The organism is Butyricimonas sp. RTP31003st1_G1_RTP31003_210430 (assembly GCF_040920905.1).
Lineage (GTDB): Bacteria > Bacteroidota > Bacteroidia > Bacteroidales > Marinifilaceae > Butyricimonas > Butyricimonas paravirosa.
Window position 1 is genome coordinate 42128 of record NZ_JBCOSQ010000013.1, and the last position, 17505, is coordinate 59632.

The window sequence follows — 17505 nt, forward strand, 5'->3', positions numbered from 1 at the left end:
TACCCGGGTTGTGGAAAACTGCCCGGGTATTTTTATTGCCACATTGTCAGTGCGGTCGTAACAATGCGTCAGCTTAGAACGTATATCAGAGGTTGGTACGTAGTTTGTATTAACATATTACAGAATGTATAAATTATAAAAGTATGGCCTACATAGATTACTATAAGATTTTAGGAGTTAATAAAAGTGCTTCACAGGATGATATCAAGAAGGCTTTTAAGAAACTGGCCAGAAAGTATCATCCGGACTTGAATCCGGACGACCCGAATGCTAAGCAACGTTTTCAAGAGATTAACGAGGCAAACGAGGTATTGGGTGATCCGGAAAAGCGGAAGAAATATGACCAATATGGAGAGAATTGGAAACATGCCGACGAGTTTGAGGCCCAGAAACAGCGTTACCAACAGCAAGGCGGTGGAGGTTTCGGGAGTGGAGCTCATTGGTCGTCGGAAGGCGGGTTCTCCGGCATGGGCGGGGATGGCGAGTTTTCGGACTTCTTCGAGTCGTTATTCGGTTCCCGTCGGGGTGGAGGACGTTCTGCTGCGTTCCGGGGACAGGACTACAATGCCGAATTGCATTTGTCATTCCGTGATGCCGCACAGACACACAAACAGGTGTTGGCTGTAAATGGTAAAAATATACGTATTACCGTTCCGGCCGGGGTGGCTGACGGGCAAACGATTAAATTGAAAGGACAAGGCGGACCCGGTGTAAACGGGGGACCTGCGGGAGACTTGTATATCACATTCGTGATCGCGGAAGACCCCGTGTTCAAGCGTCTAGGAAACGATCTGTACGTGACGGCTCCTTTAAACTTGTACTCGGCTGTTTTAGGAGGAGATCAGGTGGTGGATACGATGAATGGTAAAGTGAAATTAAAGGTAAAACCCGGAACGCAGAACGGGGCGAAAGTAAGGTTGAAGGGAAAAGGTTTTCCTATCTATAAGGAAGAGGGAAAGTTCGGTGATCTGATCGTGACTTATTCTGTGGAGATTCCGACAAATTTGACGGAAAAACAGAAAGAGTTATTCCAGGAATTACAAAAACTTAGCTAAAGGGAAGAGTTATGGAAACAGATTTAATTATAGTTAGGGAATACTGTCAGAAAAGTCACGTGGATCCGTTGTTTATCGTGTCTCTGGAAGAAGATGGGCTAATTGATATTCAGGTTGTCGATGGTGAACGCTACTTGCTTGGTTCGCAATTACAGGACCTGGAACGATTTGTCCGGTGGCATGAAGATTTGTCTGTCAACACGGAAGGAATCGGTGTTATCCACGAGTTGATGGGACGTATGCACGAAATGCAACAGGAACTGAAGCAACTGCGACGAGAAGTCCGATTACTTCGAACGAACTATTTGGAAGAAATACTGTAATGCTTGATCAAGCATTACAGTATTTCTTTAGTTTATCTACCTCTGCGTCTGACCCAAATAAGGAGGGCAATGATAAGAAGTAAACCGGGAAGTCCTTCTACCATGGCGTGTTTCGTGATTTTCATACCTCTCTTTTCGATATAAACTTCATTGTCTGGCGGGATAAGACGGCGAACGTCAATCGGTGCTTCTTCATAAGACAACCATGAGAATGCACCTCTTACAAAAGAGTAATTTCGTGCGTTAATACCTCTTCTCATCATTTCTATTTCAGTATTGCTGATGCAGTCAGCATCGCTGATAATAATGATTCGTTGTTCTTTTGCTCCGACCTTTCGGGATAAAGCGACAGATGTCACGTAAGATCGTTCGATTTCTCCCAGTTCCGGGTTTAGTCGGGCCGTATCTTCTACAAAGTCTGTTGTTTGCAATTCATTCCAACTTCCGGTTGAATCACTGGTAAATAGAGGGGTTACCGTGAACCCTTTATCTGTACTGTAAGTTAATCCGGTTGCTCCCGGCATGGATATGGCATTTCCCATTTGTTGCATTCCTTCAAAGATGTAAGATAAGGCTGCGGCTCCATCTGTGGGGTTTGACGTGATTAAATCGGCTGCAAAATCCTCGGTTGGTTTCACCAGACATCCGGGCATGAATTGAACACCGAATTGTTCCACTAGCGGGTTCATGATAGCTTGTTGTTTGGGTTCTCCGGCAATGAACAGGTTACCACCTTGTGCAATATAAGAGTTTAATACTTCCGTCTCTTCTGCCGATAGGGTTCGTCGAGGATCTGCGATGACAAGAATACGTACATTAGATGGGATTCCTTGATGCAAATCGACTTCCGTGATGTCGAAACCTTGATTTATTAAAGCGTATCTGAAGGGCTTGTCTTGTGAGAAGTGCTTGTAATCCCGGTCACTTTCTCTCTTTATGTCCCGCTCTCCATGTCCTTTCACGAATCCCACAAGAGGCAGATCCATGATAAGATGCTTAAATGCGGCGGATATTTCAGATTCATGGGGGAATGCCCCGTTGAAATCTTCGTATATTCGTAAGAAGGTCTTTTTACCGTTTCCTCTTTCCAGTAACCGTACAAAGCGATTACCTTCGCCTGAAAGGTCTATGATTTTTCTGATCTCTTCCGGTGTTTTAACCTTATTCGTATCAAAGTCAACGGTCTCGGCAATCCTTTTCATTTGCTCTCTTAATGAAAGGCCGGGATAACGTATGGCTAAAGACGGGTTGTTGATGGAATCGTAATAATACACGTATTTCATCTTGATTTCAGGCTTGAAACGGGTGTACATTCTGAATCGGTTCATATCATCTTTGACCGCACTGGAAAGGCCGTAATATACATTTCTGTCCAACATATTCACGTAGGTCGTGATCGTAAGATCTCCCTCCAGTTTGGATATGATCTCTTGGCTATTGGGGGTTAACGTCCTTGCTTTTGTTCGGGTCGCATCATAAAAGCACATCAGTTGGGGACGAGAACTAAGATAACCTAAAAAGATAGCGATGGCGAAAACACCAATATATCTTCCCCATGCGGTGAGCCAGTTCGTTTTTTGCCGTATCACTTGTAACCGCAAAATAGTCAGGGTCAGGAAGAGTACGGATACAATGATGAAATAGAGAACATCTTCACTACAAATCAAACCGTTCACGAATTCATCAGCTCGTCCGTTAATGGACAGCCAGAAGGTGATATCACGAACAACTTCCATGTCTTGCCATACTCCGCGCACTAAGCTCAAGGCCGCCAGAATTGCCAGAGTTCCCATGGCAGAAACAACCTGATAAGAGGTTAAACTTGACATGAATAATCCAATGGCGGAATAAGCACAGGTTAACAAGTAGAGCCCGAGTAATCCGGCCAAGACACAGATAAAATCAAATGATTTTATGGCAAAGGCAGAATAAATGACAAAGATGGATAAAATGGCCATCAATAATAGCCCGTAGAGCATCATTGCCAGATATTTTCCCAACACGATTTGTTTATTCGTGACAGGCGAAGAGTAAAGCAATTTGATAGAACCACTACTTAGCTCCCGACTCATTAAACCCATTGTCAATAACGGGATGTATAGATACAAATATTGTTGTATTCCGGAGAATAAACCGAACATTCCCCCGAAAGTAAAGAGCGTTACGTTATCTAGTTGGTATTCCAGTGATTGACTTTTCACGGACATATCGAAAACATTCGTGAAAAGAATACTGGCTTGGAAGGTAAAGATGATAAGAATTAACCATGCAACCGGCGAATAGAATAAAGTTTGTAATTCCGTTTTCGCTATTTTGAATATCATTTTCATTGCTTGATGATTTTAATTATATGAATCTTAATTTCGTATTCGGAATTGTGTTATTTCTTTGATAATTCAGCAAATACAGTGTTCATAGAACTCCTTTCAACGTTAATTTCGTTAAGACGCCAACCTTTGGCGACGCTTACTTCTACAACTCTTTCCGCTATATCCGACCTCTCTTGGAAGTATAAACGGTAGTAGGAGCCTTCCAGCGCTTCCGCATCGAAAATACCGGGAATGGCCTTTAGTTCTGTGACGGAAGGGCAGGCAGCTAGTGAAACCCGCAAGGAGTTAGGTTCGATATAATTGTCAAATTCATCAATACTTCCGGAGAATACGACAGATCCTTGTTCTATCATGTAGATATAATCGCACGTGGCCTGTACTTCCGGTAGGATGTGGGTCGATAGAATGACAGTACGGTCTTGGGCAATGTCCTTGATCAATTGGCGGACTTCCAATATCTGGTTCGGGTCCAGTCCGTTAGTGGGTTCATCAAAAACCACGAAATCCGGATTATGGATAATGGCTTGTGCAATGCCCAGTCGTTGTTGGTAGCCCCCGGATAGGTTACGAATCAATCGTTTTTTGAAATGCGAGATGCCACAACGGATCGTAACAGTATCGACGGCTTCCTTCACTTCTTTTTCCGGTACGTAGCGCAGGTTGGCACAATAAGTTAAATACTCTTCCACGGTTAAATCCGGGTGCAAAGGAGGGGTCTGTGGTAGAAAACCGATATGGCGTTTCGCCTCGACAGGTTGTTCCCGCATATTAATGCCCTTGATGAATATATCCCCTTCTGTTTGTTTAAGAACGCCACACATGATATTCATCGTGGTAGATTTCCCTGCCCCGTTAGAACCGAGTAGGCCATAAATCCCGTTCTTTGTAATTTCAAAGTTTATGTCTTTGATAGCCCACTGCACGCTATAACGGTGGGACAGATTTTCGACTTTTACGATAGGTTCTTCCATACGAAATGATTTAATACAATAAATTGAGTTCTAAAGGAAGAGACTTTTTAATCCCTGATGTCTCTTCCTGTAAATGATTATTATTTTAACAATGCTTTTATTTGCCTGTAAATGCGAAGTCTGATTTCCATGCCGAACGCTCCGGACAGTTATTCAAAACCCACCGCATTCGTATGCTTTGTTGCAAACTGATGGAACGGTGGACCCCTACGGGATCATCCATAATATTTTCAGCAAGGAAAAAACAATCTCCGACTAATTTGTATTGTGTGGTATTGTTTTGATAACCTTCGGTATCATAGCCACAATATTTCTGTGTATCAGTACAATAATCTTCAGGATACCCAAAGAAAATATAGGTTTCCCAAGTGGGAAGTAAGCCTAAATAAAACCCGAAGCAATTCACAAATTCATTATCACTTTTCATGAAACTCCGAACCATTGTTTGGATAGACTGTAATTTATACAGAATACCGATTTCATTGGCAACCGGTGCCCAGTTTGCAGGTTGGTCTGCCAATGCCAGTCCTTCCGGTTGTTCGGAAAGGTCTGTTCCCGAGTAAACATAGCGAGGAATACACTGGGTGGATATCGTGGAATGGAAAGACGTGTATTCATTATTCCGGTCAGAAATCAGCCAAACGTTCAAGTATTTGTCGTATGGCCACAATGCTTTTTGTTCTGCCAATAACGTCTTGTACTGATCGTTCGCTACATCACTGACTTCATCTACACGAATCCGGTTAATTCCGGGTTCCCGTAATTTATTGCCCGAAGGATCATAAAGGGCCGCTTTGAATCTTATTTTGGTATCGACTCCCATGGCATTTTGACTAACAGCTCCGGAGAACGTGTTGTTGATCTTATCTAGCAATAGGTTGATTCTTTCTTGAGGAATCTCCCCGCCATATTCGATAATGTCGTTATTGGATTGAACCAAATGAAATACGATAGGAACCGTGATTTCGGTATAGGTATCTAAAATTGAAGGATCGGCAACTGAGAAAGCTACCGTATTGGAAGTGACATCTTGGCCTTTGATTTTAGCGTAAACTTTAATTTCTTGGCCGATAAGGGATTTGTCGGAAGTTGAGTATATTTTGGATAAAGTTTCTCCTGTCGAGGTATAGTACTCTATTTGGGTATGATCAACTCTGCCGTCTTGTACTTCAAAGCCGTCTTCCGTGATCAAGAGAGGACAGAATTCAAGTTGGGCCTTTCCGTCAGCCAACACTTGAAAATGATTCATTCGTAATTTTATTTCTTTGATAGAACTCATGTCCACGGTCCCCATTTCCACGACTTCATACTTGTCCGGAGTGCAGGAAAACACACATCCGACGAGGAGGGCTGTTATTGAATATAGAAATCTTTTCATGTTTTTCAAATTAAGGATTAAAGACTGATTTCATTCCAACCGGGATTTTGAACCATATTCTTGTTGGCTGACATTTCACTTTGCGGGATAGGCAAACTGTAGCGAAAATCGTCAGGTTCTAAGATATACATGGTCCCATTAACAATTCTTTCCACGCGGGTCTGTAAACGCTTCATGTCCAGCCACCACATATCCTGTTCGTGATAAAATTCCAGTTTTCGTTCTTTTAGAATCTCGTTCAGAAGGTCGGATTCCGTGTAGGACCCTTCGACATCAAGGTAGCGTCCTTGTTTGAAATCGTCAAGGACTTCTCTCGCCTCTGTCGTTTTCCCCAAGCGATGTAATGCCTCGGCTTTAATCAGATAAGTTTCAGCCAAGCGGAAAGGCATGATAATCCCGCCTGCACCTAAAAATGCCATAGGATCATTGGATATATTATATTTATCAAATATGATCTTCCCATCTGTTTTGGTCCTGAAGAACGTCTTTTTCCTCACATCGTCTTCTTTATATTGGGCATAGAACTCTTGGGAAGGGTTCGCCTCTGCGGGACCCCACTCTGAGGTTTGAAAATACGTGTCGGCAAAGTTGGCAATTTGACCGTTTCTTCCATCTACGAGACGCAGGTAAAATTCATCATTCCTGAATGTCTGTTGGGCTGGGGTATCGAACATGGCGTCATATACGGACTGATCCCGTACGAAACTACGTCCGGCAATAGCTTTGTCAGCGTAGGTAATCGCTTGTTGCCAGTCGTTCTCTTCTGCCGCGGCGGACATGGCTTTATAGCAATAAATGCTGGCTAACATCCCGTAAATAAATCGGGGTTCGTAGGCACAATTCCATTGATTGGAAGGAGTCTCTGCCATAAGGTCTATAACCTCTTGGCAGTCGGCAAGAATTTGTCTGTACACGTCTCTCTGTTTTTCTCGTTGTGGCATGGCGTTTCCCGGGTCATCGTATGGTTTCAGGAAAACGGGAATACCGTAATCATCCTCTTTATAAGGGGAATAATATTGTATCAATTTGAAATAAGAATAAGCTCTCCAAACCAGAGCCTCGCCTTTGACATAATTGCGCAGGTTCTCATCGTCTCCTTCAGCTGTTGTAATCCCATCGATGATCATGTTTATCGGTCCTAGAAATGAATAAAATCTGTCCCAAAGTTCATAATCGCTTTCCATCCATGTCATGATCTTTACGCCGCTATTATTATATTCTCCTAAATTGGCATCATAATAACTGGTTGAATTTTTATTAATCGTGAGTTCCCCGGTTTTATAGGCAAATTCGGCTGCAACATGGAATTTCGGATATAAGAAAGTGCTTCCTAATACCGGTTTTTGACTGCCATCGGTGGTTTTTAATAGCCGCATATAACTGGCTAGAAGATCCCGGTAATCCTCCACTTTGCTAACGACCTGTATATCCTGTGGTTTCAGGTCAAGAAATTTATCACAACTTTGGATAAATAATAAACTTGTCAAGGCAATTAATATGTATATCTTTTTCATGTGATTAATTTTTAGAAGCCTACGGATAATTTGATGTTATACTCTCTAGCGGTAGGATAAGCGAATGAGCCTCCGGTTCCCACATCCATCCCCTTGTATTTGGTAAAAGTCAGTAAATTGTACGCGTTAAATGAAAGTGACATATTCTTCATTCCAAAACGTTGTACCAAATGTGCGGGGAGACGATAACTCAAGCTGATATTCGTCAGGCGGATGTAATCCCCTTTCTCGTATTTGTCGGATGTTGCCATTCCTGCCCAGTAATCATTACCTGAAGAAACGAAACGGGCAATGTTTGTGACATCTCCTCTTGTCTTCCAAAAAGATAGGTAACGGCGTTCCCTGTTGGTGGACGATACGGCAAGGTCGCTGGAGTAACTTGCGGATGGGGCTAATGCACTATTCGCGTTATTATTAGGTGCGTTCTGAAGATCGTTAAAAGAAGGAATAATATGACCGATCTTGTAACTCCATTGGGTTGAGAACTCTAGATTTTTGTAACGCAAGTACGTGTTGATTCCTCCCACGTATTTGGGGTTGGAACGACCAAGATATTGCATGGAAGAGGTAAAATATTGAGGCGCACTCCCAGCTTCCCGGTTATAAGCAACATAGTCCGGTACGGAAGTTAGCGAGGGAACGGCTCCACTTGCTTGATAGCTTTCTTTTTCTGGCTTAATCAGATTGTCCCATTTATCCAATAGTTGAGCGTAAGCTCTTTTCCCGTTAGGGGTAAGATAATACTGGGGATTACCGGATAACGGGTCAACTCCCGCAGTTTTCCAACCATAGATGGCTCCGGTTTCCCTTCCGACGATGTTTACAATCCCTCCTTTGATAGAGCTGGAATTAATGGCCTCTGAATACGAGGCGTAATCATGCTCGGAACGAATAATGACATTCTTGTTACGAGCAATATTTGTTGAGACACTAAACGTTAGATTTGTCGTGTTTATCAATCTGGAACTGATAAAGAATTCAAGCCCGCTATTTTCAACGGTTCCCCCATTAGCTTTCACCGTGGGGCGTCCCGTGGAGATTGGAATAGTCAGGTTTTCCAGAATATTCTTTGTCCGGTTATTATAATAATCCATAGTGAAATTTAGTTTCCCTTTAAAGAACGTGATGTCCACGCCGAAATTCCGATCCAGTTTTTTCTCCCAGTTTACAGATGGATTCGGATAAGTAAAGTTCGTTGCGAAACGATTGCCTTCATACGTGTCACTGCCTAGCGTGATCGTGGCAAACGGGTAGGCGGTTCGGTCAATATTTCCGGTATATCCATAGGAACCCCGGATGGATAATTCTGTAATAATGCTATTTTTGAAGAACTTCTCGTGATGTAAGTTATATCTCAGTCCGACAGACCATAACGGGGTAAAACGGTTTGCATCACCGATGGCATCGGCTCCATCTGCCCGGTAATTGAAGTTAAACACGTACCGGTCTTTATACCCGTAGCGGAAAGATCCTAAGAATGAAACCGTCCTGTCTTGACCAATGGAAGTGTTGAACATATCGTTAATTTGTGAACGTAATGTCTCGTAATCAACATCGATGTCGAAATTGGGAACTCCCGTGATACGATAGTCTCCATAATACATGGGAGAAGTGTACCCGAAATTGTTGAATTTCTTGGATGTCACCTCGTGGGCCACCAAAACGGTAAATAGGTGTTCGTTCTTGATATTGAACGAGTAGTCAATCTGGTTCCGGATTGACCAGTTAAAGTTTTTACCGGATGATTCGGATAATTCTCCATTGTTATACTCGGAAGGGATGACTTCTTGGTTACTGAATACCTGTTTGGCAAAGGATTCTTGGGCATACGAGGTATATGTTCCGGCCTCTATCGTTTTGGTACTTGTGTTATAACTGGCTCCTTTCCGGATGATGGAAGAGATGGCAAGGCCGGGAATAATATCGTAACGGATATTAAATGTTAGGCTGGCATCCAAGCCATCTTCAGCGGATTTAGTTTCGTTTAATTCCCGAAGAATGTTGAAAGAATCGTATTTGTAACCGGAAGCGGTTGTCTCGGTATAATTTGCCCCGAGATAGCTCAGATCGGCAGCGTAATTCCCGTTTTCATCATAAGGACGTTCATAGCGATTGGCGAATACGGCATATTTGAAGGGATCAATTGCTGATGCGTGATCTCTTGATTTCCGGATGTTAGCATTAATGTCTAAGGCGAGAATTAAATTTTTGATGGGTCGGTAGTCCAACTTCATTAGTATCCCGGCATTGGAATATTTATTTGAAAGTAGAATCCCGTTCTTTTCTTGGTAATTGACAGAGGCGTAATATGTCATTTCTTCAGAACCACCCCGTATGCTTAAATTGTGGGAATGAGACTGTGCGGTACGGAATAGAACCTTGAACCAGTTCGTGTTCGTGTTTCTTAGTTTATTAATTTCTTCGTCATATATTTTTTGTGTGATATACCCTTCCAGTAATTGTTTGTAAAGATAACCACCTCGCCCCGTGCTTTTCGCGAAGGTTAGTCCAAAAGTATCCATGATGTCCCGTTCATATTGTAATTTTTCACGAGAATTCATGAAGTCCATGTGTAACCTCGGTGCTTCCGACAGGCTATAATTCCCGGTATAGTTGAATTGTGTTTTTGAACGGAATCCTTTTTTAGTCGTGATAACAATGACCCCATTTGCAGCTTTGGCACCATAGATGGATGCAGCCGAGGCATCTTTTAAAATCGTGATGGATTCAATGTCTTCCGGCATGATGTTCCCGACCCCGTCCTGCATGATGGTTCCGGCATAATCTCCGGTGCTGTTTTCCGGTACCCCGCTCATCAGGGGAAGGCCGTCCACGATCCAAAGGGGCTCCGTTCGTCCGGACAGGTTATTTTCACCCCTAATCGTGATTCTGGATCGGGTACCCGGGGCTCCTGACAGTGTCGTGCTATTCAGTCCGGCAATGGCTCCTTCCAGTAGTTTGTCGATAGAGGTAATCCCTTGAGATCGGATGTCTTTTGCCGTGATCACGGATGCACTTCCGGTCATGTAATCTTTTTTGATCGTCTCCATTCCGGTAACGACCACTTCGTCCAGTTCTGCAACATCCTCTTCCATGATAACCGAGATAAACTGTTCCCCGTCAATTTCACGTTGCACGGCTTTCATTCCGATGAAAGTGAAATTCAACGTGCATTTTTCATTCGGAACTGTGATTTGAAACCGTCCGTCGGGATGGGTAACCGTCCCCAACGTCGTTCCCTGTAAAATGACGGCGACACCCGGTAGTGGCATCCCTTGTTTATCCTTCACGATCCCGCTGATATTGGTGCGGACGAGATGAGAGATCTGTTTTTGTTGCTTTAAAATAATGATCTTGTCTTTGATGACATAAGTCAGCTTAAACGGGTTAAGACAAACTTTTAATGCAGAATCAAGAGACACATTTTTTAATTCAACCGAGAGCTTTTGCTCCGTATCGATTTCTTGTGCGTTGTACATGAAATCGAATTGTGTCTGTTTCTTGATTTCTTTTAGAATATGGGCCAGAGAGGCATCCTTGAATGACAGATTTAATTTTGTCCCGTCGCTCATGGCCTTTGTCGATAGAACCGAAAAAAACACGAGCAAGGCAAGGAGAATGGATTTCGAGTAGATGGGTAATCTATAATGTTGTTCGGTATGATGTATTTTTTCCATAATAAACATTGTTATTGGGTCGTGTATGCTTATCTGATCTTTTGTTCTGAAAAACTGCGAGGAAACTTCATGTCGATCGTGATTGCCGGGTTGACAGGGTACGTGATCCCTCCAATGATTTCTGTACCTTCAGGAATGATACTGTTAATCCGGATTACTCCTTTTAAACCGTTACCGGTCTGCACGAATACAAAACATGGTGTTGTCGCGGTGACCGGGATGGCCGTTTTTGATTCTGTGAAAGCGAATCCGAAATCTTCCTGCCGAGAGAGCTTTTCGAAATCTTCGTTTGTAAAATCAGCCGGGGCAGGCATATATTGAGTATGGCAGGGTAAATCAAAACTATAATTAAACAATTTTTCACTTTGGTACGTGTTGTGCCACAAGAGGGCTCTCATTTTAATCGGGGATTCAAAATATACAGCTTGGTTGGCTCTATCGTAAGCTAGGGCAACATCAATACTTTTTTTGGCACTTTCCGCTAAATCTTTATAAAGATTAGCCGTGTACACCTGTTGAGAAGAACTGACTAAAAAAGAAGTTGCTCGCAGGTAATCCGGCTCCCGTTGGGGAATCCCGTCGCCATCCGTGTAATTGACTTCATCATATAAGGCCTCTAACTTGATATTTTTGTAGAAGTTTGTGGTTTCATACTCTTTACGGATGTCTATCGATTTCAATGGTCCGGTGTATGATCCTTCAACAGGTCCGCCAAAACTGGTTTCACACTTGAACGTGATCGTGTACGTGTCGCCCTCTTGGGAAATGTGTACCTCTCCCTCGGTTAATTCATTCGGGGTGACATCCTCGCTTGTGCTGTAATTTACACTGGAATACCCTTTAAACGTGTATTCATCGTGATTCAACGAGTACGTGTACTTTCCGGCAACGATTTTGTCCGGATCGGGAGAGGCTATTCGCAAGCAAATACAGGCACCGCTTCCTCTCGCGTCATTCGTGATATCACTGATGATAAAGCTCCCTTCATATAGGCCGATGAGAAAATTCCCCGTTTGTTCCTCTTTTACCTCGGCACTGAATCCGGAAATGCGATCTACTTGTTCCCCGTTTGCCCCTTGATAACGATCTTCAAACGTGTAATCATTAATAGCGATAACCGTGTGATTATTGTCATGATAGATAGCTCCTTTTTCCAGTAGGTAGCTTTCTCCGTATAATTGAATTTGATTCGAGCGATCAATTTCATCGTTATCCGAACAGGAGAATAAGCCTAATAGGATAATCATGTTTAAGATGAATATCAGACTGTTTTTTTTCATAAACTTGTTTTTTAAAATTGCATATTTATGGTAATCCCATAAAACGATCGTTTTATAAAGCGCTAAAATTCAATATGTTTTATTGGTTGTTATTCCTTGTAACTGACGATTAATGTATTCCCGTTTATTTTGAAATGTATTCCTCCGGCAATTTCCATGGCTTCCAGCAACGTGGTAATGTCATTATATTTCCGTACATCCCCGCTAAATATAACGGATTTCGCTTTTTCATTGCTGTAAAAGACTTCAATGTTATACCATCGGGAAAGTTGTTTTAATATATTTTCTACACTTTCATCGACAAAAATATATTGTCCGTGTCTCCATGCCGTGTATAATTCCGTGTTTACACTTGTCGTTTCAATTCCTTTCTCCGGTTGATAAACAGCTTTATACCCGGGGGAAAGCGTAACTTTTTCTTTGCCCTTGCTCATCCTTACGGAACCTTCCTCCAATACCGTTTCGACTTTCGTTTCATCGGGATAACTTCTCACGTTGAAAGATGTTCCGAGTACCTCGATCGTCACCCGATCCTTTGCATTCACGTGGAAAGGATGATGGGGATCTTTTGTAACTTCAAAATAGGCTTCTCCTTCTAAATATACCTCTCGGTTTGTGTCGTTGAAAGCGACGGGGTACTTTAACTTACTCTGGGAATTTAACCATACTTTTGTCCCGTCCGATAAGGTAAGGGTATATTCTCCGCCTTTGGGAACGATCAATTCGTTATAATTATTGGCGTGCTTGTTGGTTGCGTTCTCTGTGGTTGCGTATTGGAGTTCCGTGCCATTATTCCGGATGATCAACTCTTCTGTGGTCACGATCTCGTCATGAGTTTTATCCGAAAGATTAATGATATTGCCATTATTTAGAACCAGCATGGCTTTTGAACTGCCGGGAACAATGCTTTCTTGCGGGGCTGTATGATCTGTTTTTTGAAAGAAAAAGATAGAACCGATACCTATCATGAACACCACGGCGGCAGCACTCCAATACCATTTTGCCAGATAGCGTGTTTTCTTTTGAGTGTACCGTTCTCGATACCGTTCTAAACCATGTTGGACATCAATCTGTCGGTATCTTGATAGATCTTTTTTATAATCTTTTTCGTGTAGGCGGGTATATGTTCTCTCGTTCCGGGGATCAGCCTGTCGCCAGAGGTTTAATTCCTCTCGTTCTGCCTCGTTTAATCCGACGGTATTCTCTTTTAACATGAGAGATGCAATCCACTGTTTCTGTATAATTGGGTCCATAGTGATTTGTTCTTTACTCTATAAACCCGCAACTTTTTATTCCGGTGACAAAATGGAGAAGTTTTTTTTAATTTTTTCCATTACTTCGTATCAGGATAAGCAAGACAAGGAAAGGTGTATCTTTCAGTAATTCCCGTAAGGACTGGATGGCACGTAGTTTATATGTCTTGGCTGTGTTGATGGATATTTGCATTTCTTCTGCAATCTCTTGAAGAGTTTTTCCGGCGAGTAGTCCGACAATAACCAATTCGCATTGTTTGGGTAACTGGCTGACGGCTTCGTCCAGTAAACGACTCATCTCTTCCTCTATCAAGTAATCGTAAGCCTCTTCCGTTTCTTCTTGTTCCGAATAGTTTTCGTTTATGATCTTTTGGCGGTTTTTGAGATTACGGGCCACGTTCAGTGTGCGATTTCTCGTGGCGGTAAAAAGTAGGGAATGGAGAGCGGCAGGAGATTTTAATTCTTCCCGGATTAGCCAAATATGGTGGAATGTTTCGAGGACAATATCTTCGGCCTCCATGGCTACTAAATCATGACGCATGACGTATGATACCAGTGTTTTGTAATACTGGCAGAAAATGGTTTCAAAGGATTTCTCATCTCCTTTGACGAATTGCTGAAAATCTTTCTCGCTAATAATCATGATCACACATCTTATCCTGCTACAAATTTAAAGATAAATGAATAAATAGCATCACTAAAAGATAAAAACTATTTTGAATTGTTGTATGGAAATGTTGTTATCAGAATAAAAATAAGGGTGTTCGAATGTAATTATTTTTTAATGGCTGGGATTATTCCATATTTATTTATACTTTTATGCAAGTTGTGTGTTAAAATTATGCTAGAAATGGAAATAATTAATCTTCTCCCTAGGAAATGGTACAAATTGTACGTGATTTTATTTTGTTGTATTTTGAATGCAGGGGGCTTGAACGCATCGGGGCGGTCGGATGGCAACACGACGGCTTATGCTGTGGCTGAATCTTATTCGTATGATGAATTTATTGCTATGTTAGACCGGGAAGGAAAGGTCCCATTGGAAAATATTCAGGAAGAGACGGATCCGGCAATCATACAGATGTACGTGGCACAGAAACAACAATTCTTGAGAGGTGGGGGAAGAGCTTTGAAATTGGCACTCGATAGGATGAGTCCGTCGTATAATGTGAGAGCGTCTGTGGGTTTTGTTCGGGAATACAAGTTGAATAAAGAACAACAGAAAAAATTGGAGGCCGTGTACAAATGGAAAAGCCTTGAGCAAGATAAACTGATAAAGAGAATGGGAAAGAGGGATCTGATGAAAAGATATGCGGAATTATCACCGTTATTCGCTCATTTGAATATCTTGGAAGAGGCGAAAATAAGGGAATGTATGAATCCTGAACAACACGTGTTGTATTTCCGTGATTTGATGGAAGAAATGAGAATCTCCCACCAGCCCGACGATAACGAGCCTTGTTCTTGTAAATGTTTTTATCATCTGAATATTTCTTTACTGGGAATCGGGGAGATACAGAACTGGCTTGTAAGAGAAGTGAAGTACCCGATGATGGCACAGGAGCGTAATATTCAGGGGAAGGTGGTCGTGGGTTTCCTGATTAACACGGATGGGAGTATCTCCGATGTTCATGTGGTTCGAAGCGTGGACCCGAGCTTGGATGCGGAATCTGTGCGGGTCATGCGCCGGTTACCGTCTTTCGCTCCGTTGATATGTCCGATCCATAAACGGAAAGTAGCTGTTTATTATACAGCTCCGATAAATTTCCAACTTCAATAGTTTTCTTGTCAAATAAAGATAATACTGAATTAAATTGTAAATTGTGTTCTATGGCGTTTGTTATTAGTTGTTTAAAGAAGAAAGGTTTTATGCTTTTGTTATGTTTCTGGGTGCTGTCCGCTAATGCTTTTGCCCAAGTGTCAATTAGTCGGACGAATTCACTATCGTATGAAAACTATCTTCAAATGCTGGACGAGGAAGCAAAGATTCCTTTGTCGGAGATTCAAGAGGAGGAGAATCCGGAACATTTGAAGGAACGGATGGCATTATATCGTAATGGCGATAGGGGAACCTATAACTGGCGGTGTACGGGAGTGGAGCGGGCGGATGAATACGCTCCCCGGTATGCGATTGACGTGATCAAGTATGCGGGGTTACAAAAAACGACAGCTAACGTTTTGGAGAGCGTGTTCCGTCATTTTTATGATATGGAAATGAAAATGTTGAAAGAAATCGGGCCCAAGAAATTTGTTCATAAATACATCGTTGCTGCTCCGAAGTTTGCCCATCTGAATATTCTGAAAGAGGCAAAACTACGTGAGGTGATGGATCGAGACGACCATGTTCGCTATTTTATGAAATATATCTTACCTGCCGTTTCCCGTTCCCCCACTCAGGTGATTGAGAAGGATGAATTTAAATGCGTGCATTACGTGCGGGCACCCTTGTTCGCTCAAGGGAATTTTGCTGTGTGGATTAGTGAGAATGTGAAATACCCGAAGGATGCACTACAAAATAACTGGCAAGGGCAGGTTGTTGTTAGCTTCACCGTGGAGCTTGACGGGGCTGTTTCAAACGTGCAAGTTGTGAAAGGTAGTGCCTACAGTCTTAACGTGGAGGCTGTTCGGATCGTGAAATCAGCCCCGAAATTTATTCCCGCATGGTGTCCGCTTCACCAGAAGTACGTGAGAAGGAGCATGACCGTACCCATCAGTTTCAAATTGCAATAGAGGCCGGTAACGATCACTTCGCCCCGTTTCCCATATCCGCCCGGGCTTTACTCTGTGTGACGAGATAGACCCCCGTGAATACTAGAAGGGCAGCAACAGGTTTATCCCAAGTTAGCTTATCCTGCCCCATGAGAATGGCTAAGGTAGCTGCAACCAGGGGTTGTGCGTAATTGTACATGCTGATTGTCGTGGGGCGGATGCGTTTCAAGGCAATCGGGATGAACAGGTAAGCGAGGAAGGTGGCGAAAAATACCACATAGAAAAGGCTGGCTAAAGCGCTTAGAGAAGTTTCTGCCGAGAATAGTTTAGCGTTTACCACGTCTTGTATGCTGAACGGGAGCATGAGGATCGTTGAGAACAGGAACATCCATTTCATCAAGGTGACCGGAGAATAGCGCTGGGCGATCGGTTTCGAAATCACGAGATAAGTCGCGTAACTCACCACGCTAATAAAACAAAGTAGGTTGCCCATCAACGAACCGCCGTGTCCTTGGTTTATCGTGTAGGATTGCCAGATGATCAATAGCGCCCCGCAGGCCCCGATCAGTACCCCACCCGCCTTCTTGGAAGTAATCGGTTCTTTTAGAACCAATGCCGAAATAAGCATCACCATTACGGGATTCATCGTGACGATCAATCCGGCGTCAATCGGGGAGGTCATTCCAAGTCCTTCAATGAATGTAAGTTGATTAACAGTTGTACCTAAAATGGCACAAAAAAACAGGATTAGTAAATCTTTTTTACCAACTTTCTCGTTTAAGGTAAATAGGGAAACCGCCCAAAAGGCGAGTGCCCCGAATGACATACGTAGGAACGTGAGGCCTACAGGATCAATCCACTCCGGCATTAAGGTTTTGGCGATAGGAATGTTTATTCCAAAGAGGATGTTCGCGGCGAAGATGGCTATGTGGCCATGCCATTTATCTTTTGTCATAGGCTCATGATTCTTATATTGTTATGCGAATGTAAGGTTATTTTTAATATAAATAGATGG

General features: G+C 42.7%; 13 protein-coding genes. 4 read left to right on the plus strand and 9 right to left on the minus strand.

The window, feature by feature from the left end; all coding sequences use genetic code 11:
- Positions 1–143: 143 nt before the first annotated feature.
- Positions 144–1055 (plus strand): DnaJ C-terminal domain-containing protein, encoded by a 912-nt coding sequence (locus AB5542_RS05885; protein ID WP_279038438.1) that lies wholly within the window; start codon positions 144–146, stop codon positions 1053–1055.
- A gap of 11 nt (positions 1056–1066) precedes the next feature.
- Entirely contained in the window at positions 1067–1378 is a 312-nt protein-coding gene (locus AB5542_RS05890; RefSeq protein ID WP_087419485.1) for a chaperone modulator CbpM, read from the plus strand.
- A 32-nt stretch (positions 1379–1410) separates the two neighbouring features.
- Here the strand turns inward: AB5542_RS05890 and AB5542_RS05895 are convergent, their stop codons facing one another.
- The 8 genes from AB5542_RS05895 to AB5542_RS05930 form a co-directional block, all read right to left on the minus strand.
- A complete protein-coding gene (locus AB5542_RS05895) occupies positions 1411–3708 on the minus strand; it encodes a Gldg family protein (protein ID WP_279038437.1) in 2298 nt (765 codons plus the stop codon).
- 50 nt (positions 3709–3758) lie between these two features.
- On the minus strand, positions 3759–4679 hold the full coding sequence (locus tag AB5542_RS05900) for an ABC transporter ATP-binding protein (RefSeq protein WP_279038436.1): 921 nt from the start codon (positions 4677–4679) through the stop codon (positions 3759–3761).
- 97 nt (positions 4680–4776) lie between these two features.
- Positions 4777–6057 carry a hypothetical protein gene (locus AB5542_RS05905; RefSeq protein ID WP_279038435.1) on the minus strand — a complete coding sequence of 427 codons (1281 nt, stop codon included), beginning with the start codon at positions 6055–6057 and terminating at the stop codon, positions 4777–4779.
- A 17-nt stretch (positions 6058–6074) separates the two neighbouring features.
- A complete protein-coding gene (locus AB5542_RS05910) occupies positions 6075–7571 on the minus strand; it encodes a RagB/SusD family nutrient uptake outer membrane protein (RefSeq protein WP_279038434.1) in 1497 nt (498 codons plus the stop codon).
- A gap of 11 nt (positions 7572–7582) precedes the next feature.
- Positions 7583–11248, minus strand: coding sequence for a SusC/RagA family TonB-linked outer membrane protein (locus tag AB5542_RS05915; RefSeq protein WP_279038433.1), 3666 nt, complete (start codon positions 11246–11248; stop codon positions 7583–7585).
- Positions 11249–11277: 29 nt separating this feature from the next.
- Positions 11278–12528 carry a hypothetical protein gene (locus tag AB5542_RS05920; protein WP_279038432.1) on the minus strand — a complete coding sequence of 417 codons (1251 nt, stop codon included), beginning with the start codon at positions 12526–12528 and terminating at the stop codon, positions 11278–11280.
- 89 nt (positions 12529–12617) lie between these two features.
- Positions 12618–13781 (minus strand): FecR family protein, encoded by a 1164-nt coding sequence (locus tag AB5542_RS05925; protein WP_279038431.1) that lies wholly within the window; start codon positions 13779–13781, stop codon positions 12618–12620.
- Between the two features lie 67 nt (positions 13782–13848).
- Entirely contained in the window at positions 13849–14424 is a 576-nt protein-coding gene (locus AB5542_RS05930; protein WP_279038430.1) for an RNA polymerase sigma factor, read from the minus strand.
- Between the two features lie 207 nt (positions 14425–14631).
- Between AB5542_RS05930 and AB5542_RS05935 the strand changes: the two genes are divergently transcribed.
- Both AB5542_RS05935 and AB5542_RS05940 read left to right on the plus strand, forming a co-directional pair.
- Positions 14632–15561: an energy transducer TonB gene (locus tag AB5542_RS05935; protein ID WP_279038429.1), complete on the plus strand. Its 930-nt coding sequence runs from the start codon at positions 14632–14634 to the stop codon at positions 15559–15561.
- A 50-nt stretch (positions 15562–15611) separates the two neighbouring features.
- The gene (locus AB5542_RS05940) at positions 15612–16511 is read left to right on the plus strand and encodes an energy transducer TonB (protein WP_270544006.1); all 900 of its coding nucleotides are present in this window, start codon (positions 15612–15614) and stop codon (positions 16509–16511) included.
- Between the two features lie 13 nt (positions 16512–16524).
- Here the strand turns inward: AB5542_RS05940 and AB5542_RS05945 are convergent, their stop codons facing one another.
- Positions 16525–17445 carry a DMT family transporter gene (locus AB5542_RS05945; RefSeq protein WP_270544005.1) on the minus strand — a complete coding sequence of 307 codons (921 nt, stop codon included), beginning with the start codon at positions 17443–17445 and terminating at the stop codon, positions 16525–16527.
- Positions 17446–17505 lie beyond the last annotated feature (60 nt).